The sequence below is a fragment of the Planctobacterium sp. R6 genome, assembly GCF_055755215.1.
Genome location: NZ_JBVTQY010000015.1, coordinates 83,792 through 103,859, shown reverse-complemented (window position 1 = coordinate 103,859; position 20,068 = coordinate 83,792). Strand labels below are relative to the sequence as shown.

The window sequence follows — 20,068 nt, the reverse complement described above, 5'->3', positions numbered from 1 at the left end:
AATCCACCAAAACCCCGAATGAACAGCAAAACGGATTAAAGCGTTATATCAAATTTGTTTGAGACAAATTAAGATGGGTGTCTTGATTATTAAAATGATTAAGGTCACTCTACCAGGCCAAACTTATAGTGGTCTGAAATACTCAACATCAGAGCATTAATCAGTGCGCCACCACTATCGCCATTTGTCATCACAACAAAACCATCCCCTTGATTTACAAAGGCACGAAAGTTGTTGGTAAAGCCAAGATTTTTACCGCCGTGACCAAAGACCAGCTTGCCATTTCGGTCAGACATCTCAGGACCAAGCCCCCAATCGTTTTTATGTTTCCGGAACATGGCTGATAATGTCTCTTTCTTCAAAATACCTGAGCTATCGCCGTTCATAATATTCTGCAGATGGATAACATATTGCGCAATATCTGAAGGTGTGGTCCAAAGGCCCGCAGCAGGTTTTTCGGGGTAATTGTTGTAGACTTGCTGAAACATATTACCATTGCGATCAAAGGCCGCACTGGCCCTGACTTTTAGATCTTCGGGCAAATTATGCTGATAAGTACTGCTGGTCATGCCCAGCGGCTTAAGAATATTGGCATCCGTATATTCTGCGAATGAAAGTCCGGTTATATCTTCCACAATTTTTTGCATAACAGTATAGCCGCCACCAGAATAACGCCATTTGCTGCCGGGACTTTCTTTGACTTCAACTCTGGCAGTATTCCCAGCACCTTTTAACACCTCAACGGTAGAAGGAATATCCTGCCCTGCATAGCCTGGAAAACCATGAACGGTCAGTCCTCCGGTATGAGTCAAAAGGTGCCGCAGAGTTACTGGATTGTCTTTCTTGAGTTTCTTTCCTTCAACCTTCCATCCCTTAAGGTACTGATTTACATCAGTATCCAGGTCAATCCGGCCCTCTTCCACCAGTTTGAGTGCAGCCAGCGCTCCTACCGGCTTACTGATAGAACCCGCCTGAAACAATGTATTTTCATCAACTTTTAAACCAGTTTCAGTGTTTGCAATCCCCCAAGCTTTGGCCCAGACAAGTTTGCCATCTTTTATCACCGCCACACTAGCACCTGGCAAGTGAATTTCCTGCATTTTATCGGTGACTGAAAGTGGCTTTGAGCTTCTGAACAGAAAAAAACCGTCATCTTTAAGATTGTTTTCAATAGCCTGAATATCTGTGTTATCAGCAAATGTCTTAACGTTAAAAAACGTTGAAGCTAAAAATATTGAGGAACAAAAAAGAAGGGATTTACTTAGTTTATTAGTTGGCTTGCTCAAAATCACGTCCTGTTAGTTTTGTATACAAGGGGTAGAGTTTTACACATGTTAACACCAAATCCCAGCGCGTATTCCAGTGATATTACAGGGACACCCACTCTAAAACTTGGGATGGCGGTTTCTTAATATGGGTGTCTAGGTAAAAGTTACCAGCGCGTATTCCAGTGATATTGCAAGGACACCCACTCTAAAACTGAGGATGGCGGTTTTTTAATATGGGTGTCTTAGTAAAAATAGCCGATTTTTAGTATGGGTGTCTCGGTAAAAATTAGTATGGGTGTCTCGGTAAAAGTTACTGTTTTTCGGTGGCTTTTAAGGCGAGAAACTCCTGTGCTTGCGCTGACAGGCATCGGTTAGACAGGTAGGATTTGCCGGAGGGTAAATACAGTAACCAGCCCGCCGAGGTTTGTTGGATTTTAGTAATATCCTGCCAGGTAATTTTACTATTAACGTGAATGGAGTGACTTTTAACAGCTTCCTCATCGATGGTGAGTGTCACTTTATTATTGGCAGCTTTACTGATCATTTGTCTGGCTAACCACCAGGCTTTGTGAAACCGTACACTCAGTGCTTCCAGTACCCCTAAACCAATGATAAACCAGGCGATATAGCCGCTGATTTCAGTAGCCAGTAATATGCCACTACCCACTAAGGCCAATATCAGGGCTTTGATGTAACCCGGTTTAACAAAGTCATCCGTAACCGACTGATCATAAGTTTCACTGAAGTGACTCTTATCCAATTTGTAAGTGGTCGAATATTGAAATGCTTCAGCCATGGGATACTCAAATTCTCAAAACACCATTTTATCCGGCTTTTGCCCCATTTACAGCATCAAGCACCGATAAAATGTTCGACCGTCTTTGGGGGAATAGCCGCACCAGTGACCGCTAAAAAAAGTTATACACCAGTGTGATTGCCGTTTCAGTGTCCAGGTTTTCTGACCCCTCTTCCACCTCACTGTTGTGATTGAGGATCACGGACAATTTCATAGACATAGAACCATTAATCTTTGCTGACAAAGACGATTCAGCACGAGACTTGGTGTTGATCGAGCCAATTTCGGTACTCAGAATTTGTTTGATATTAGCTTTTTTCGAAATTTTCCAGCCATAATCTAGTTGCCCCCGTAATATAGGCCCGCTGACATCTTCGCCGTCCTGCAATTCCTGAAAGGCATAACCCGGGCCAATACTGTAGGTAAAGTGGCTATTGGATTTTTTGAACCATTGACTACTCCAGCCAGCAGCAATAGTGGCCTGATATTCAAAGCTGCTGAAGCGGGCATCTTCATAAGACGCAAACCCAAACAACCGATTTGTGGGGTTGTCCAGTTTGTAATTTGCCTGCCCGGAAAGAAAGAAGCGCTGGGTACTGGTTTGAGCTTCTTCGTACTCTTCACCCGTTTCCTCGTCAGTGATCATCACATCGTCCTGACGATACAAGGCTTCTATAACATAATCATTACTCCAGCTTTGCATCTCGTGATGAGATCGCAAACTGCCTTTAAATGATGTTGTTTTGGTATTGCCGCCACTGAAAATCGATCCAAATTCGCCTTCCAGAGTAAAGTCTTTAGCGTCGTCTTCCGATGGTGATTCCGTTGCGATTACCGGAAGACTTAAAGACACAAAAGTTAAATAGCAGAAAGTAATTATTTTTTTCATTGTTCACCTGGCTCTTCGCGGTGAGCATTTTATGCAATCAATAGCGGGAAGTCTAGACGTCCGAATACGTATTCATGACAGGTTTAACCTGTGGACAGCCTTGGTGTTTAGTGGAAATAACAAGCGGGTAAATCAGCTTACCCGCCTGTAAATGGAGAGAAATTAAGTGCGGGATGCTGCAAAAATAGCGTCGATAGATTCACCCAGCATTTGGTTAAACTCAGCGTCAGATTGCTGTGCGGTTAAACCTTGTGCCAATGCACGGGAGAAACTGGCAATCATGCCGTGATTGCGCGCGATCATCGCGTTAGCTTCATCGCGTGAATAGCCACCCGACAGTGCCACAACGCGGATCACATTTTTGTGTTCCATCAGCACTTTGTAGAAGTTATCTTCCGATGGCAACGTTAACTTAAGCATGACCAATTCGTCATCCGCCAGCAAATCTAACTGCTCCAGAATTCTGGTGCGCATAATGGCTTCTGCCTGCGCTTTTTCCGGTGAATGAATATCCACTTCCGGCTCAACGATGGGTACCAGGCCTTTAGCACTGATCTGTTTCGCAACCTCAAACTGCTGCGCAACTACATCGCTGATCCCCTGCTCATTCGCCAGTTTAATCACTGAGCGCATTTTGGTACCAAACACGCCTTGTGCAACAGCTTTGTCCAGTAAGGCATCCAAAGCCGGCATAGGCTTCATTACCTGCACCCCATTTACTTCGTCGGCCAGGCCTTTATCCACTTTCAAAAAGGGGACAATCTGCTTGTTTTCCCACAGAAAGGCGGCACTCATTTTGCCTTCAATCTGACGATCCAGTGTATTTTCAAACAGGATTGCTCCTAACACTTTTTCACCGGTAAAGACAGGGCTGGTAATGATGCGGGTTCGCATGGCGTGTACCGTATCAAACATTTCTTCATCATTGCTGTAGGCGCTTTCATCGACGCCATATTGCAATAATGCTTTTGGGGTACTGCCACCACTTTGATCCAGTGCAGCGATAAATCCGTCAGTTTCACTGACCTTTTTCAACATTTCAGCGTTGGCTGGTAAAGCCATCGTAATTTCTCCTGAGTGCGAGCCCGCCAATTAGTGACCTAAGCCCATGGGTTTACAGTGGAAAATGTCCCTTTTGTGGTTCTTTATTCCCGTGATTTATTTCGTCTCGCCCCGATTATCCGGCGCGTTTCTCTAACATCGCAACTGCGGGCAACACTTTACCTTCCAGAAATTCCAGAAAAGCACCGCCACCGGTAGAAATGTAGGATATTTTATCGCCAATGTCATACTTGTCTACCGCTGCTAATGTATCGCCGCCGCCGGCGATAGAAAACGCCTCACTATTGGCTATGGCCAGTGCCAGCGCTTTTGTTCCTTCGCCAAACTGGTCAAATTCAAATACCCCAACAGGGCCATTCCACACAATAGTACCTGCGGCCTTAATCATTTCAGCGAGGCGACCCGCAGTTTCTGGCCCGACATCAAAAATCATATCTTCATCGGTAACTTGTTCAACGTCTTTCAAATGCGCAGCAGCATCTTCCGCAAATTTATCACCGACAATCACGTCCACCGGCACCGGGATATCTCCGCCATTGGCCTGCGCTGTTGCCAGTAAACGATTGGCTTCCGGTATTAGATCGGCCTCATATAGCGATTTACCGACATTGTGCCCCTGAGCGGCAATAAAGGTGTTGGCGATACCGCCGCCGACGATTAGTTGATCCACCTTGCTGGATAAAGACTCCAGCACGGTTAGTTTGGTCGAGACCTTTGAGCCCCCCACAATAGCCAGCATCGGCTTTTTAGGGTTGTGCAGCGCTTTGCCCAAGGCATCCAGCTCAGCAGCCAGCAATGGCCCGGCACAGGCAACCGGTGCATGTAAGCCAACACCATGAGTAGAAGCCTGCGCGCGATGCGCAGTACCAAACGCATCCATGACATAGACATCACACAACGCGGCATATTGTTTTGATAACACTTCGTCGTCTTTTTTCTCACCGACGTTGAAGCGAACATTTTCCAATACCACCAGTTCCCCGTCAGCAACTTCAACGCCATTGAGGTAATCTTTTTCTAATCTGACCTTATTGCTCAATGCGTCCGAAAGGTAATTTACCACAGGCGCCAGGCTAAACTCTTCTTCGTACTGTCCCTCTGTCGGCCTGCCCAGGTGCGACATCACGATCACTTTGGCACCGGCTTTCAGAGCCAACTCAATCGTTGGTAACGCCGCTTTTAAGCGGGCATCAGAAGTTACCTTACCGTCTTTTACCGGAACGTTTAAATCTTCCCGGATCAATACTCGCTTACCAGCGAGATCCAGATCGGTCATTTTGATAATGGACATGTTCGTAGTCTCCAAAGTTGTGTGTATTCAGTTTTATAATGCATCTTTATTATTTGCGTTATTGCATCATCGCCAGGCTGGTGTCTAACATTCGGTTGGCAAAGCCCCATTCGTTATCACACCATACCAGGGTTTTTACTAGTTTTTTATGACTCACCCGGGTTTGCGAACCATCCACAATACAGGAGTGCGGATCGTGATTAAAATCGCAGGAAACCAGGGGTTCTTCCGTATAGGATAAAATGCCTTCCAGGCGGCCTATTCGCGCCGATTCCAGTGCTGCATTGACGGTTTTAATGCTGACATCCTGACTAAGGGTGACACTTAAATCCATGGCAGTAACATTGATGGTGGGAACCCTGACAGCAATCGCTTCAAAGCGCCCGGCAAATTTAGGCAGTATCCGCTCTACCCCCAACGCCAGTTTGGTATCCACCGGAATAATGGATTGGGAGGCGGCGCGGGTTCTGCGCAGATCAGGATGGTAAGCGTCGATAACTTGCTGATCGTGCATAGAAGAATGAATCGTAGTGATAGTGCCACTTTCAACTCCAAAGTGGTCATCCAGCACCTGAATCACGGGCACAATACAATTGGTAGTACAGGAGCCGTTAGATACAATACGATGTTGCTTTTCTAACAGGTGATCATTAATTCCAAAAATCACCGTGGCATCCATATCAGCCTTACAGGGTTGCGAAAAAAGTACCTTTTTAGCGCCTGCGGCAATGTGTTTTTCGCCGTCTTCCCGGTCGCTAAACTCACCGGTGCATTCCAGCACCAAATCCACATCCAGTGCCTGCCAGGGAAGGTCTTCAATGTTGGCGTGATTCAGTAATTGTATTGCTTTACCGGCAACGGTGAGAGTGCGATTGTTCAGAGTGACGGGGAATCTAAAGCGACCATGGGAGGTATCGTATTTGAGGAGGTGAGCAATGCCTTCAGGCTCTGCCAGTTCGTTGATGGCGACAACTTCTATAATGGCATCACGTCCGGTTTCAAACAAAGCGCGTAGTACGTTTCTGCCAATTCGACCAAAACCATTAATGGCCACTCTTATCATGTTGGTTCCTGAATCTACCCCTTTTTGAAAACCCGGAGATACTACATCATTTCCAACAAAAAAGCAGGTCCGAAGACCTGCTTTAACTGCAATTAATTGAATTTCTGAGCGGGTTACAGAATTTCTTTTGCTGCCGCAACAACCGCTTCGCTGGTGATGTTGAAATGCTTAAACAAATCACCCGCCGGTGCAGACTCACCAAAGGTGTCCATACCCACTATGCGACCGTTTAGTCCAACAAACCGGAACCAGTAATCCTTGATACCGGCTTCAACTGCAACCCGTTTAGTGACAGCAGCTGGTAAAACAGATTCCTGATACGCTGCATCCTGGTTCAGGAAAACATCAGTAGAAGGCATAGACACAACACGTACCTTTGTGCCTGATTCGGTTAACGCTTGTGCCGCGTTGACCGTCAACTCTACTTCAGAGCCTGTCGCAATTAAAATGACTTCGGGAGTACCGTCACAGTCTTTCAGGATATAGCCACCTTTAGCGATAGCTGCAACCTGTTCAGGTGTACGCGCCATTTGCGCCAGTCCCTGACGGCTAAAGATCAACGAGGATGGACCATCCTGACGCTCGATTGCCGCTTTCCACGCCACCGCAGATTCAACCTGATCACAAGGACGCCAGTTCACCAAATTAGGGGTTAAACGCATGGAAGCCAATTGTTCTACCGGTTGGTGAGTGGGACCGTCTTCGCCCAGACCAATGGAGTCGTGAGTGTATACAAAAATTGAAGGTACTTTCATCAGTGCCGCCATGCGCACTGCGTTACGGGCATATTCCATAAACATCAGGAAGGTGGCGCCGTAAGGCTTAAAGCCACCGTGCAAGGTAATACCGTTCATAATGGCAGACATACCAAACTCACGCACACCGTAGTACAGGTAATTGCCACTGGCGTCTTCTTTGCTAACGCCTTTGCTGCCAGACCAGATTGTCAGATTGGAGCCAGCCAAATCGGCAGAGCCACCTAACAACTCGGGTAAAATTGGGCCATAGGCATTTAACGCATTTTGCGATGCTTTACGGCTGGCTATTTTCTCAGGATTGGCTTGCAAATCGGCGATATAGGCCTCAGCCTGCGCCTGCCAGTCGGCCGGTAATTCGTTATTCAAACGACGCTGTAATTCCGTCGCCAACTCAGGGTGAGCCGCTTTATAAGCAGCAAACTTTTCATTCCAGGCAGCTTCTTTTTGCTTGCCTGCTTCAACCGCATTCCACTGTGCAGCAATCTCAGTCGGGATTTCAAATGCCGGTGAATTCCAACCAAGACGCTCACGGGTTAAGGCAATTTCATCGTCACCAAGTGGTGCACCGTGGCAGGACTCCTGCCCTTCTTTATTAGGTGAACCAAAGCCAATCACGGTTTTACAACAAATCAGTGTGGGTTTGTCTGTTTCTGCTTTAGCTTGTTCAATAGCGGTGCTGATCTGCTCAGGGCTGTGACCATCAACCGCGCGAATTACATGCCAACCATAGGCTTCAAAACGCCCCGGTGTATCATCGGTAAACCAACCTTCTACTTCACCGTCAATGGAAATGCCATTGTCATCCCAGAAAGCCACCAACTTACCCAGGCCCAGTGTTCCAGCGAGGGAGCAAGCTTCGTGAGAAATACCTTCCATCAAGCAACCGTCACCTAAAAACGCGTAGGTGTGGTGATCGACCACGTCATGGCCTGGACGGTTAAACTGAGCAGCCAGTACTTTCTCAGCAATTGCCATACCCACGGCATTACTGATCCCCTGACCTAAAGGTCCTGTTGTTGTCTCAATGCCCGGCGCATACCCATATTCCGGGTGACCAGGCGTTTTGGAGTGCAATTGACGGAAGTTTTTCAGCTCTTCGATTGGCAATGCGTAACCCGTCAGGTGTAACAATGAGTAAATCAACATAGAGCCATGGCCGTTGGACAAAACAAATCTGTCTCTGTTTGCCCAGTCGGGATTCGCAGGATTGTGCTGCAAATAGTCACCCCAGAGTACCTGGGCAATATCTGCCATGCCCATAGGGGCACCTGGATGACCTGATTTCGCCTGTTGTACGGCGTCCATACTCAATGCTCTGATAGCATTGGCTAATTCTCTACGCGTTGGCATTATTACTCCTGTTCGCAAGCTATAGCACCGCTGGCATAGCGGTTTGGGAGGCATATTCTGGCCCAGGAGGACAATCGATGCAACGATATTCCCTAATCAATTCGGCTTTCTTTATTACTTTTATTTCTAGTGCCGATATAGACAAAGTACAGCAAGGGACTTTACCCCTTGTTTTGTTTACAACTCAGACGGACTGAAAAGCGGGCCCTAAAAAACCCGCAGGCGCCAAAAAATCTTGGCTGCCTTGTTCCCGGAAGAAGAATAAAAAATATAAATATGCTTACTTTTCAAACGCTTACATTTAGACATTTAGACGTCTAGAAGTAAACAATGGATTTTTTCCTTTTTTCCAGTACACTTGCCACTGTAAAAAAACGAATTAGTTAAAATTCATTTAAAAGAATCAGATAACGACAGAATCAGGAATCCCTATGGCAAAGCATTTATTTACTTCAGAGTCAGTCTCTGAAGGTCATCCGGATAAAATCGCGGATCAGATTTCCGACGCGGTACTGGATGCCATATTAGAACAAGACCCTAAAGCCCGTGTGGCCTGTGAAACCTATGTAAAAACCGGCATGGTCATGGTCGGTGGCGAAGTTACAACATCCGCCTGGGTCGACATTGAAGATTTAACCCGCAAAACTGTACGCGAGATTGGTTACGTTCATTCCGATATGGGGTTTGATGCCGACAGTTGCGCAGTGCTCAATACCATCGGAAAACAGTCCCCGGATATTAACCAGGGCGTTGACCGAAGCCGTCCCGAGGATCAGGGTGCCGGCGATCAGGGCCTGATGTTCGGTTATGCCAGTAATGAAACTGATGTGCTAATGCCTGCGCCGGTTACCTATGCCCACCGCCTGGTTAAAAAACAGTCTGAAGTGCGTAAAGACAATGTCCTTCCCTGGTTGCGTCCTGATGCCAAGAGTCAGGTAACGTTTGCGTATGAAAATGGCAAACCTGTTGGTATTGATGCCGTGGTGTTGTCTACTCAACACTGTGATTCTGTGAGCCTGAAAGAGCTGCAGGAAGGGGTAATGGAAGAAATCATCAAACCCGTGCTTCCGGCAGAATGGCTAAACGCTGAAACCAAATACTATATCAATCCAACGGGCCGATTCGTTATCGGTGGTCCAATGGGAGACTGTGGGTTAACGGGTCGTAAAATCATCGTAGACACCTACGGCGGTATGGCCAGACATGGTGGCGGTGCGTTTTCAGGTAAAGATCCGTCTAAAGTCGATCGCTCAGCAGCCTATGCGGGTCGTTATGTAGCAAAGAATATTGTGGCCGCTGGATTAGCCGATAAGTGCGAAATCCAGGTGTCTTATGCTATCGGTGTGGCAGAGCCCACTTCCATCAGCATTGATACCTTCGGTACCGGTAAAATTGACGACAGCAAACTCACTGACCTGATCAAAGCACACTTTGATTTACGCCCTTATGGCCTGATCAAAATGCTGGATCTGGAACGCCCTATTTATCTGGCAACAGCAGCTTACGGTCACTTCGGTCGGGATATCTTCCCCTGGGAAGCCACCGACAAAGCCGACGAGCTACGCGCCGCGGTCAACCTGTAAAGGTATTTTCTATTTCATTTCCTAAAAGGCTCGTTGTTGAGCCTTTTTTTATACCTAAATGTCAGACTGTGTTTATAATGAGAACCTGTTGACGATTTTTTTACATGGAGCTTAGTGTATGTCCTTCAGACGACTGTCAATCGCTGTTCTGCTTAGCAGCTTAGTCTTTTCCTGCGCCAAATCACCCACAGGGCGAAACACCATAAAATTGTTTTCCTCTGATCAGTTAAACGAAATGGGCGTGCAAGCCTTCGACAGCCTCAAATCAGAGGCCAAGGTATCTAAAGAGCCGGTACAAAACGCCTATGTCCACTGCGTTGCAGATCACATCATTAAACAGGTACCTAAAAGCACGTTTCCCGGTGAATGGGAAGTCGTGGTATTCGAAGATGAGCAGATAAACGCGTTTGCTTTGCCAGGCGGCAAAATTGGAATTTACACCGGCATACTGAAAGTTGCAGAAACACAGCATCAGTTAGCCGCCATTATCGGCCATGAAGTGGGCCACGTCATTGCAGAGCACGGTAACGAACGCATGTCGCAAAGCACTTTAGTGGGTGTTGGTATGGAAGTAACCAACCAACTACTGCGCACTAATGAAGTCAGCCACAATCAGGAAATCATGGCGGCAATAGGTTTGGGGGTCCAGGTAGGATTGCAATTGCCATTCAGCCGCACTCATGAGTCAGAAGCCGACTATATCGGTCTGGACTTAATGGCTAAGGCAGGGTTTAAACCCAGTGAGTCAGTTACCCTTTGGCAAAACATGGAAAAAGCCGCAGGCGGTGATCGTCCGATGGAGTTTCTTTCCACTCACCCTGCTCCGTCAACACGTATCAAACAATTGCAAAAAAATATGGCGAATGCCAATGCGCTGTACAAAATGGCGCCGGAAAAAGCCAACTGCGTACAGAGTTAAGCTACCTTCACATATCAGGTGACGGGTCAGCGCCCGTCACCTTCCCAGCGAAACAGCAAAGCACTCAGCGCTAAAAACAGCAATGTCATGGCCGTTAATGCCAGTACAGACACGCGTAAATCCCACAAAGAAGCCCCATCTGTCATAATACTGCGGGCCGCATCGACTAAATGTGTCAGAGGCAACATCTGAGCCACAGATTGCAACCACTGAGGCGCGCCTTCCAGGGAGAACCAGACACCGGACAAGATCATCATAGGCCAGGTTACCAGGTTGAGCAGGCCACCGGTTAACTCTTCGCTGCGACTGCGGCTGGCCACCAGCAACCCTAACGAAATCATACATATTGCCCCCAGAATGGCCGCAATAAGCAGGTCGATTGCCGAACCCAACATATAAAAATCGAACATCCAGTCGGTCACTAAAAACACGCCGGCTGACAGCGTGACCACAATAAACAAGCGCGACATCACCTGCGCTAAAATAAACTCAATAGGGTTTAACGGTGTGGCCTTCAGGCGTTTTAAAACGGATGCTTTGCGATAACGTACAATGACGTACCCGACCCCAAATAAACAGCTAAACATCATATTCATCCCCAGAATCCCTGGCAATACCCAATCCAGATAACGAATCGCTTTGCCGTCAATTGCCACCCGTTCAAAGCCAGAGGTTTTCGCTAAAAACAGCTGCTCCAGTGTATAGCCGGTGGGTGAGGTGTCATTGACCCAGTAGCGGCGCTGTGTCGGCGCCACCAGCAGGTCAATTTTGTGTTTCCTTACATTATCCAGCGCCACGCTTTGTGCCGTGTACTGCACCGTTTCGAGGTAGCGCAATGTCAGAAAATCCGACAGTGGCGCCTCATCTGCATTAGCTGCTGAAACCGACTCTGCGACAATAATGCCCACTTTAAATTGGGTCTTGTCGTCTTCACCAAATACGAATGAAAACCCCACAAGAATCAAAACCGGAAAGGCAATGTTCCAGCTCAATGAAGATTTATCCCGGAAAAACTCTAAATTTCGGGCTTTAAACAATGCAAAAAAACGTCGCCATACGGCAATCACAGAATGATTCAAAGTTTAATCTCCTAATTGCTGACCGGTGAGTTTTAAAAACAAATCATCCAGATTGGCTGATTTAACATGAAGCCCCTCCAGTGACACCTGGGCCTGCACTAACTGCGCTAATGTTTGTTGCACATCGTGGGTATTAATATCCCAAAAATCGTGGTTTTGTTCAGGTGCCAATGCGCCGATCACTTCATCTGTTAATGGCTGCATTGGAATGCGGATCAGCGCCCCGGAAAAGTGTTTGTTTAACAGTCTCCCGGGATGGCCTTTTTCAATAATTTTGCCTTTATCCATCAGCTCGATATGGTCACACAGAAACTCGGCTTCATCCATGTAATGGGTGGTTAATACTACTGTTTTGCCCTGCCCTTTAATTTTTCGAATCAACTCCCAAAAATTGCGCCGGGCATGTGGGTCAAGGCCCGTGGTGGGTTCGTCCAGGAACAAAATATCCGGATCGTTGACTAAAGCCAGGCCCAACAAAAGTCTTTGTCGCTGTCCGCCTGAGAGCTTGCGGTGATCCTGATTGAGAAAATCCTGCAACTGACACAACTCAATGATTTCCTGCTCCGCCAGACCTTGCTCATAGAAGCTGCGAAACAGGCGAATGGTTTCCAGCGTAGTCAGATAATCCTGCAATGCGGTATTTTGAAACTGAATACCAATGCGTTTTAAGGATTCACGACTCAATGGACTCCCTTCGAACAGAATCTCACCGGAATCGGGTTTGGCGATGCCTTCCATCATCTCAATGGTGGTGGACTTACCCGCCCCGTTTGGCCCCAATAATCCAAAACATTTGCCTTTTTCTACACTGAACGACACATTGTCTACAGCTTTCAAACCATTAAAAGCCTTGCTAAGTTGCCTGACCTCGATCATAACTGCCATGCAGTAATTTCCTTTTCGCTGAATTGCTAACTAAATTCATATAAACTAGCGACAAAAAACTGAATCAATCATTTCATGCGCATTCCCAGAATATACTACCCCGACACTTTGCAATCTGACACCCAAATTGAGTTACCAAAAGATTCTGCCGTTCATATTACCAACGTTTTACGCCTGAAACCCGGACATCCGGTGGTGATGTTTAACGGTGATGGCAATGAATACAGCGGCGAAATTCAGGAAGCCAGCAAAAAGTCCACAACGGTGTTCGTTTCCGCCAAACTGGGCCTCAGTGTGGAGTCTCCCTTAAACACCCACCTCGCCCAGGGAGTGTCCAAAGGAGAGCGAATGGATTTGGTGATGCAAAAATCTGTCGAACTGGGGGTTTCCGAAATCACGCCCATCATTACCGAGCGCTGCCCGGTAAAGCTCAGTGAAGAACGTTGGCAAAAGAAACAGCAGCACTGGCAAAAGATTATCATTTCCGCCTGTGAGCAATGCGGCCGCAATACCCTGCCGATACTCAATCAACCGGTTTCCTATCAGGCCTGGATTCAGCAATCCACCAATCAGTGTCGTTTAATGTTACACCCGCAGGCACAGTTGCGGTTAAATCAGTTAGCACTGCCACCTGAAGGTGTGCGTCTGCTCATTGGCCCGGAAGGTGGTTTATCCGATGCTGAAATTTATCAGGCCCGGGAATTTGGCTATGAAGAAGTACTGATGGGCCCCAGAATACTGCGCACTGAAACAGCCGCACTCGCGGCCCTGGCCATCTTACAGGCAGGGTTTGGTGACATTTAATCGGTTAGCTACGAATGTAACGCCAGTAGCGGGTCAAACCTGACTCGCTAATCAGACGGCGCATCTGTTGTTCACTGTCTTCGGCATCAGGGAAAATACTGAGTAAATCTTTAAAGCGCATCAACGCCCGATAATATCGGCCACTTTGCCAATGGTTCAGGGCCAGATATTCAAGCCGAAATTTGAGCCGTTCTTCGGTCATGGAAGTGGCTAACACAATATTGTGTAAAATCATGTAGGAGATCAGCTCTGGTGATACTTCTACCTTGGCCAGAACCTGCTCCAGACGCTCATGAATTTCTCTGGAGGCATTGTGCTTTTCCAGTTTGTTAGCAGCATAGAGCAACACATTTAACTGAGACATATCCAGTTTTTTCAGTTGCAACAACAGCAGTTCAAATTGCTCTTCTGCGATCGCCTTGCCTTCGTGCAATGCCATACCCAGTTCCAGAAAAGGTGCATATACCGAGTATTTGAACTCGCCTTTTTGCCAAATTCTGTGATCTGCCATCTCCTGCAACATCATATAGACATCCACCCTGGACAGGCTATCCAGTTCACCGGTGGCCAATGCCACAAAATAAAGCTTGGTTTTAGTGGCAATAAGATTGCTGTAGAGCATGGACGTTCGGGATGCCTTGCTCAACCGGCCATTGATAAACGACAGTGCTTTTTGCAACCCCTCGGCCTGTTGCAACAACAACGCATAAGCTTGTGCATCATTGCCTCGTAAACTTTCCAGAGGCAATTGCTGGAACAACCTTAAAGCACTGCGGTAATTGCGTTCGGCAACATTTAAATAGGTCATCAAATACACGCGCCCAAACAAGAAGCGGTTCTTTTTCTGCGCATCAGCCACCAGCGAATTAATGGCATCATCCTGCCCTGTCACTAAATTGATGTAAGCTAACTCCCGAAATTGACAGGCGGGATCTTTGATCTTATTTGCCAGTTTAAGTGCCAATTCAGGTTGTTTTGCCTGCATCAGCAACTGCAATTTCATCACCAGTAGCTCATCGTCCAGAATCGGATCGCGATTTTTAATGTTGATGTCCGTGACTTTTTTTACCAACTCAGCGGGCGCCATCTTGTGTAATTTAGCCAAGATAGGCTTAAACAACTTAATCGAGGTAATAGTGCGATACACCAGATATCTGATATTTTGAAAGTTAACCGGCAAATGCAGTATTTCCGTCTGCAAATAACGGAAAATCGGTGCCGATAATTGATAAGAGGTGTCACTGCTGACAATGACAAATTTGCACCAGGCCGGTACCAGATTGTCACGCGTCAGAAAGCGAATAATATCAGGAGCAGATAATCCAAATCCCACATCGGCATTGATCAACACCAGGTCACAGGGCAATGGCTTATCGCGATTAAACAATTGTCTGGCGTCAGACTGTAACAACACATCGGGCTGGCCAATCTGAGTCAGAATATCCTTAAACATATTTCGGTTTTGCAATGAAGGATCGATTATTCTGATTTTCAAATCAAAGAATGCCAAGGCCTTACCACTTATACAGGTCAGATGAGGGGCAATACTGTATTTGATGTAAAAACAATGAGCAAGCCCTGAATCAAATGATACCGCTTTCAATCGCTTTTAGTACCGCCCGGGTACGATCCCTGACTCCCATTTTAGCCAAAATGGTAGACACCTGGTTTTTCACAGTACCTTCAGACTTGTGCATCGCGAGCGCAATTTCACGGTTGCTGCAACCGGCGGCCATCAGGCGCAGAATTTCCTGCTCTTTTTCAGACAGGGGTTCTGGCTCACTAAAACTCTCAAAATCGGTGCTTAACCCCTGCAACCCTTGCAGAACTTTTTCAGTGATACTGGGTTGGATCAGCGTTTTACCGGCCGCCACATCTTTTATCCCGGTGACCAAAATGTCCAGAGATACGTCCTTCAACAAATAGCCTTTCGCACCAGCCTGCAATGCAGCCATTACCAACTGGTGATCGTCAAACGTGGTTAACATAATCACAGGCGTTGTCAGACCCGCCTGATGCAACGCTTTTACGGCGTCGATACCGTTAACCCTGGGCATGCGAATGTCCATCAGAATCACATCCGGCAGATGCTCGTTTACCAACGCTACCACCTGCTCACCATCGTCAGCTTGTGCCACCACCTGCACCTCTTCCGACAAGGCCAGTAAACTGGTAATGCCCTGGCGCACCAAAGTTTGGTCGTCCACTAATAGCACTTTGAGCAAGATTACGCCTCCCGAAAGCAAATAAACGTATGAAACCCACCCTCAGAAGGCTCAAACCGAATGCTGCCACCCAGCGCTAAAATGCGTTCTTTCATGCCTGACAGGCCATTGCCCACTTTAAAATTTAGCGCAGCTTTGCCATTGTCCGACATTGCCAGTTTTAGCTCAGACGCCTCTCGTCGCAGCGAAATCATAAAACGGTCTCCCTGACTGTGCTTCAGGGTATTGGTTAAGCTTTCCTGTACACAGCGCAATATTGCATCGGCCAGTTCAACATTTTGAATATCTAAATCCTCTTCTAAATTCAGACTAACAGTAAGTCGCGGAACGGCGCTGACCAACGCCTGGAGTGCGTCTTTTAATTGCAGAGCCGATTTTTCCCGGATTTCCGTTACAGCTTCGCGCACATCGGATAACAACAATTTAGCGATGGCGTAACTCTTTTCTACCTGCTGTTTTGCCTCGCCATCGGTTTTGTGCATCGCCACCTGCAAATTAATGGTTAGCGCGGTCAGGTGATGCCCTAACAAATCGTGAATATCTCTGGCAATTCGGGTGCGTTCAGATTGCCGGGTGGCTTCTTTTAACAAGCTTTGTGCGGCGATGAGCTCCCGGTTTAATTCTTCGCTGGCCTCTTTGGCAAGCGTCTCCTGAATCCAGGAGTTCACTGTTGATACAGTAAACAAACATAACATCCAGTACAGCGGCGTTGAAAACAACATGTAATCAAAGCCCCAATACCAGGTAAATATCGCATAGTAAAAGAACATCAGCACCGGCGTTGTGGCTAACGCCCGCCCCAGACTCATAAAGTGCAGCAAGTTGCCGCACCAGATACCCAACAGGATTGCAACAAAGTTGTAGGAGGCTGTAAAAAACAATGCGTACAACACCAGTAATTGCGCAATTACAGCCGCCATCAAATGTTTACGAGAAACAGGTTGCTCACCGGTAGTTACCAACTCTAACCCAAGGAAACTGGCGAACAACCAGACTAACACCGACACCTGCCCATAATCAGGATGTGCCCCGTCCAGAGCGAGAAAGATCGCGACCATTGCGACGGTGAAAATCGTGGTCAGGCCGATCAGCCTGACTACATTAAATTGCTGAATGAAGGTTTTCATACTGCCATTTTGCCGTATTTTTTCTATCTCCACTATAGGCCAAAAGTCATGTTTTACATCATGACCTATGGCACTACGCCAGACGTCATTAAATAAATAGCATAGTAGCCAGTTCACCTTGTCAGATTTAATAAAACCCGATTGAGAGACCACTATGATAACCATCCACACTATTGCATTTTACCTGCATGTCGTTGTCGGCAGCGCTGCCTTGCTGTTGTTTTGGATCCCCATGACAGCGCGAAAAGGCCAATTTAATCACAGATATTTTGGCGGGTTTTACAATAAAGCCATGTACATCGTCGCCATCACTGGTGCCCTGATGGCACTGTTGGTACTTTGGGATCCGATGGTCATTCACGGCCATCGCCTGAGCAACCTTGACAACCAGGCTCGCTTCGAAACCCAAATGCGGGTTTTCTATAGCCTGCTGCTCTACTTAAGCCTGTTGGTCTACACCGGACTCGAGCAAGGGATTCTGGCTTTGCAATGCAAAACCAGTACAAAACCACTTGCACGTCCGCAGGTGATTCTGGGCAATGGCTTGATGGTATTGAGCGCACCGCTGTTATTCTGGGCTGGTTGGCAATTTGAACAGACACTCCCCAAGGTATTCGCCATTTTAGGCTTGCTGTCCGGGCTCAGTAATTTGCGTTTTATATCCACCAGGCAACCCATTGGCAATCGCTGGTTGAAAGAGCACATCGGCGCACAAATTTCCACGGCAATCGGCGCATACACCGCATTTCTGGCCTTTGGGGGCAGAGCGTTGCTGAGCAACATCGGCGAGTGGCAATTGGCATTTTGGATGGCACCAGGGGTTATAGGTGCGTTAGTAATTCGCCACTTCACCCTGAAATACGCAAATCCGAAAACTCAACAACTAAACAAAGGTTAATATGATGAAAAACTTTTTCACAAAATTTCCGGCACTTGTATTAGCCACCTGGCTGGCGCTACCGGTTTGTGCTGACTCAACGCTCGATACCGCAATTACCCTGTTTGAGCGACAAAATGACACAGCCGCCTATCCGCTTTTTGTGCAGGAAAAAGGGGCGGTTTCACTGATGTATCAGGCACGCATTATGGCAGACAAGGATTTGGATAAAGCCGAAGAGCTGATTGAGCAAGCGCTTGAACTGGAACCCGACAACGCGCAAATTGAGTTTACCAAAGGCCAGATAATGGCCAAACAAGCCAGCAATGCCTTTTTCTCAGCGCTGAGCTATGCCGGAAAGTCACTGGCCAGTTTGCAACGCGCCACCCAACTACAACCCAACAATACCGAATACCTGATGGGACTTATGACATTTTACCTGGAAGCGCCCGGTATTGCCGGTGGTGATCAGGATAAAGCGCGGGAAACCCTTGAACAAATTAAACAGCTGGATGCAGAACAAGGCGCTCTGGCGCACCTGAAATTTGAACGCGCACTGCGTTCTCAAAAATCCGCAGATTTTATTTTAACGCAATTAACCAGACACCCACATTTTGCTTCGCTACACTATGAACTGGGATTGTACTATTTATATCAAGATGACTTTGCAAACGCGGCGTCGGCTTTTCACGCAGCCCGACAAAAACTCACTTCCAATGAAGTACATCTGCGTTGCCAGATTGATTATCAAATCGGGAAACATGCGCTGCTTGCTCAACAGAATCTGGCCGAAGGCGTAACGGCAATGCAATATTATATAGAGCATTGCCCTGTCACCCGTAAAATGCCCTCTGTCGATTGGGCCAGGTTTCGCCTGGCAAATTTGTATCACCTGACCGGGCAGGCTGACCAGGCGGCGGCACTTTACGCTGACTTAAAGCACAGTGAAGATGCTTCATTACAGGAGGCAATGCGCGAGGTTAAGCAATAGCATTTGCAGATAATCAATTAGGTGCCGATTGAATAACGTCAAATTGTCACTATAACTATGGCAGTGTAAATGAACTGGAAAGCCCATGACCATAAAACTTGCCATAGTGATGGACCCCATCGCCGACATCAACATCAAAAAAGACACCAGTTTTGCCATGTTACTGGCGGCCCAAAAACGGGGATATCACCTCACCTATTTGGAAATGAGCGATCTCTATCTGGACACGGGAAAACCCATGTGCAGCGCGCGAGCATTGACCGTACAACGCAATGCGGAGAACTGGTACACCCTGGGGGAACCTGAACAAAAATCACTTGCCGCTTTTGATGTGATTTTAATGCGCAAAGATCCTCCGTTCGATGCTGAGTTTCTCTATGCTACCCAGATGTTAGAATTAGCTGAGAAAGCCGGAGCAATGGTGGTCAACAAACCTCAGGCATTAAGAGACTTTAATGAAAAATTGTTTACCGCCTGCTTTCCGGATTTGATCCCGGCCACTCTGGTAACACGGGATTCAAAACGCATTCGGGAATTCCACGCCAAACATCAGGACATTATCTGTAAACCGCTGGACGGTATGGGTGGCACCTCAATTTTCAGAGTCAAAGAAGATGGTAACAACCTGGGCGTTATTATCGAAACACTGACTGCGTTGGGTCAGCAATATGCCATGTTTCAGGAATTTCTGCCTGCCATCAAAGATGGCGACAAGCGAATTTTAATTGTTGACGGCGAAGTCATCCCGTTTTGCCTTGCCCGATTACCTACCAAAGGTGAAAACCGCGGAAACCTTGCCGCCGGAGGCACCGGAAGGCCTCAACCTATTTCGGATTCAGACAGAAAATTAGCCGTAGCCATTGCGCCTACATTGCAAGACAACGGTTTACTGTTTGTTGGTATGGACGTTATCGGCGACAGAATTACTGAAATAAATGTCACCAGTCCTACCTGTGTTCAGGAAATTGAAGGGGCCTATGACGTTGATATAACCGGTAAGTTATTTGATGCTATTGAAAACCGGCTGAACCGGTCCTGATCTTAAACTAATAGAAAGGTTCGACTAAAGTTGACTGGCATAGCTCAGCAACACTGCTACTA

At 47.1% G+C, this 20,068-nt stretch carries 18 protein-coding genes; 6 read left to right on the top strand and 12 right to left on the bottom strand.

The genetic code is table 11. The features are described from left to right. Positions 1 to 104: 104 nt before the first annotated feature. The 7 genes from AC0J20_RS11795 to tkt form a co-directional block, all read right to left on the bottom strand. Positions 105 to 1,286: a serine hydrolase domain-containing protein gene (locus AC0J20_RS11795; protein WP_473021788.1), complete on the bottom strand. Its 1,182-nt coding sequence runs from the start codon at positions 1,284 to 1,286 to the stop codon at positions 105 to 107. 292 nt (positions 1,287 to 1,578) lie between these two features. Next, the gene (locus AC0J20_RS11790) at positions 1,579 to 2,064 is read right to left on the bottom strand and encodes a YcxB family protein (RefSeq protein ID WP_473021787.1); all 486 of its coding nucleotides are present in this window, start codon (positions 2,062 to 2,064) and stop codon (positions 1,579 to 1,581) included. 112 nt (positions 2,065 to 2,176) lie between these two features. Further along, on the bottom strand, positions 2,177 to 2,953 hold the full coding sequence (locus AC0J20_RS11785) for a DUF481 domain-containing protein (protein ID WP_229529031.1): 777 nt from the start codon (positions 2,951 to 2,953) through the stop codon (positions 2,177 to 2,179). A 162-nt stretch (positions 2,954 to 3,115) separates the two neighbouring features. Then, on the bottom strand, positions 3,116 to 4,015 hold the full coding sequence (locus AC0J20_RS11780; protein ID WP_229529032.1) for a fructose bisphosphate aldolase: 900 nt from the start codon (positions 4,013 to 4,015) through the stop codon (positions 3,116 to 3,118). 115 nt (positions 4,016 to 4,130) lie between these two features. Then, the gene (locus tag AC0J20_RS11775) at positions 4,131 to 5,306 is read right to left on the bottom strand and encodes a phosphoglycerate kinase (protein WP_229529033.1); all 1,176 of its coding nucleotides are present in this window, start codon (positions 5,304 to 5,306) and stop codon (positions 4,131 to 4,133) included. Between the two features lie 58 nt (positions 5,307 to 5,364). After that, positions 5,365 to 6,369 carry an erythrose-4-phosphate dehydrogenase gene (gene epd, locus AC0J20_RS11770; RefSeq protein WP_229529034.1) on the bottom strand — a complete coding sequence of 335 codons (1,005 nt, stop codon included), beginning with the start codon at positions 6,367 to 6,369 and terminating at the stop codon, positions 5,365 to 5,367. Positions 6,370 to 6,482: 113 nt separating this feature from the next. Next, positions 6,483 to 8,477, bottom strand: a complete 1,995-nt coding sequence (gene tkt / locus AC0J20_RS11765; protein WP_473021786.1) for a transketolase — start codon at positions 8,475 to 8,477, stop codon at positions 6,483 to 6,485. Between the two features lie 431 nt (positions 8,478 to 8,908). Between tkt and metK the strand changes: the two genes are divergently transcribed. Then, positions 8,909 to 10,060: a methionine adenosyltransferase gene (metK, locus tag AC0J20_RS11760; protein ID WP_473021785.1), complete on the top strand. Its 1,152-nt coding sequence runs from the start codon at positions 8,909 to 8,911 to the stop codon at positions 10,058 to 10,060. A gap of 118 nt (positions 10,061 to 10,178) precedes the next feature. Further along, positions 10,179 to 10,979 (top strand): M48 family metallopeptidase, encoded by an 801-nt coding sequence (locus tag AC0J20_RS11755; protein WP_229529037.1) that lies wholly within the window; start codon positions 10,179 to 10,181, stop codon positions 10,977 to 10,979. Between the two features lie 26 nt (positions 10,980 to 11,005). Here AC0J20_RS11755 and AC0J20_RS11750 read toward each other — a convergent pair whose 3' ends face one another. After that, positions 11,006 to 12,058 (bottom strand): ABC transporter permease, encoded by a 1,053-nt coding sequence (locus AC0J20_RS11750; RefSeq protein ID WP_229529038.1) that lies wholly within the window; start codon positions 12,056 to 12,058, stop codon positions 11,006 to 11,008. 3 nt (positions 12,059 to 12,061) lie between these two features. Beyond that, the gene (locus tag AC0J20_RS11745) at positions 12,062 to 12,943 is read right to left on the bottom strand and encodes an ABC transporter ATP-binding protein (protein WP_473021784.1); all 882 of its coding nucleotides are present in this window, start codon (positions 12,941 to 12,943) and stop codon (positions 12,062 to 12,064) included. A 75-nt stretch (positions 12,944 to 13,018) separates the two neighbouring features. Between AC0J20_RS11745 and AC0J20_RS11740 the strand changes: the two genes are divergently transcribed. Further along, entirely contained in the window at positions 13,019 to 13,747 is a 729-nt protein-coding gene (locus tag AC0J20_RS11740) for a 16S rRNA (uracil(1498)-N(3))-methyltransferase (RefSeq protein WP_473021783.1), read from the top strand. Positions 13,748 to 13,751: 4 nt separating this feature from the next. On the opposite strand, the gene AC0J20_RS11735 is transcribed toward AC0J20_RS11740, so the two are convergent. The 3 genes from AC0J20_RS11735 to AC0J20_RS11725 form a co-directional block, all read right to left on the bottom strand. Continuing rightward, entirely contained in the window at positions 13,752 to 15,242 is a 1,491-nt protein-coding gene (locus AC0J20_RS11735; protein WP_473021782.1) for a response regulator, read from the bottom strand. 88 nt (positions 15,243 to 15,330) lie between these two features. Then, entirely contained in the window at positions 15,331 to 15,975 is a 645-nt protein-coding gene (locus AC0J20_RS11730) for a response regulator (protein ID WP_229529632.1), read from the bottom strand. Further along, positions 15,975 to 17,264 (bottom strand): sensor histidine kinase, encoded by a 1,290-nt coding sequence (locus AC0J20_RS11725; protein WP_473021781.1) that lies wholly within the window; start codon positions 17,262 to 17,264, stop codon positions 15,975 to 15,977. The genes AC0J20_RS11730 and AC0J20_RS11725 overlap by 1 nt, the downstream gene beginning before the upstream one ends. On the opposite strand from AC0J20_RS11725, the gene AC0J20_RS11720 reads away from it, so the two are divergent. From AC0J20_RS11720 to gshB, 3 genes are all read left to right on the top strand, one after another. Continuing rightward, the gene (locus AC0J20_RS11720; RefSeq protein ID WP_473021780.1) at positions 17,254 to 17,997 is read left to right on the top strand and encodes a hypothetical protein; all 744 of its coding nucleotides are present in this window, start codon (positions 17,254 to 17,256) and stop codon (positions 17,995 to 17,997) included. The genes AC0J20_RS11725 and AC0J20_RS11720 overlap by 11 nt on opposite strands. Positions 17,998 to 18,001: 4 nt before the next feature. Continuing rightward, entirely contained in the window at positions 18,002 to 18,967 is a 966-nt protein-coding gene (locus AC0J20_RS11715) for a tetratricopeptide repeat protein (RefSeq protein ID WP_473021779.1), read from the top strand. Between the two features lie 85 nt (positions 18,968 to 19,052). Continuing rightward, the gene (gshB, locus tag AC0J20_RS11710; RefSeq protein WP_473021778.1) at positions 19,053 to 20,006 is read left to right on the top strand and encodes a glutathione synthase; all 954 of its coding nucleotides are present in this window, start codon (positions 19,053 to 19,055) and stop codon (positions 20,004 to 20,006) included. The last annotated feature ends 62 nt before the right edge of the window (positions 20,007 to 20,068 follow it).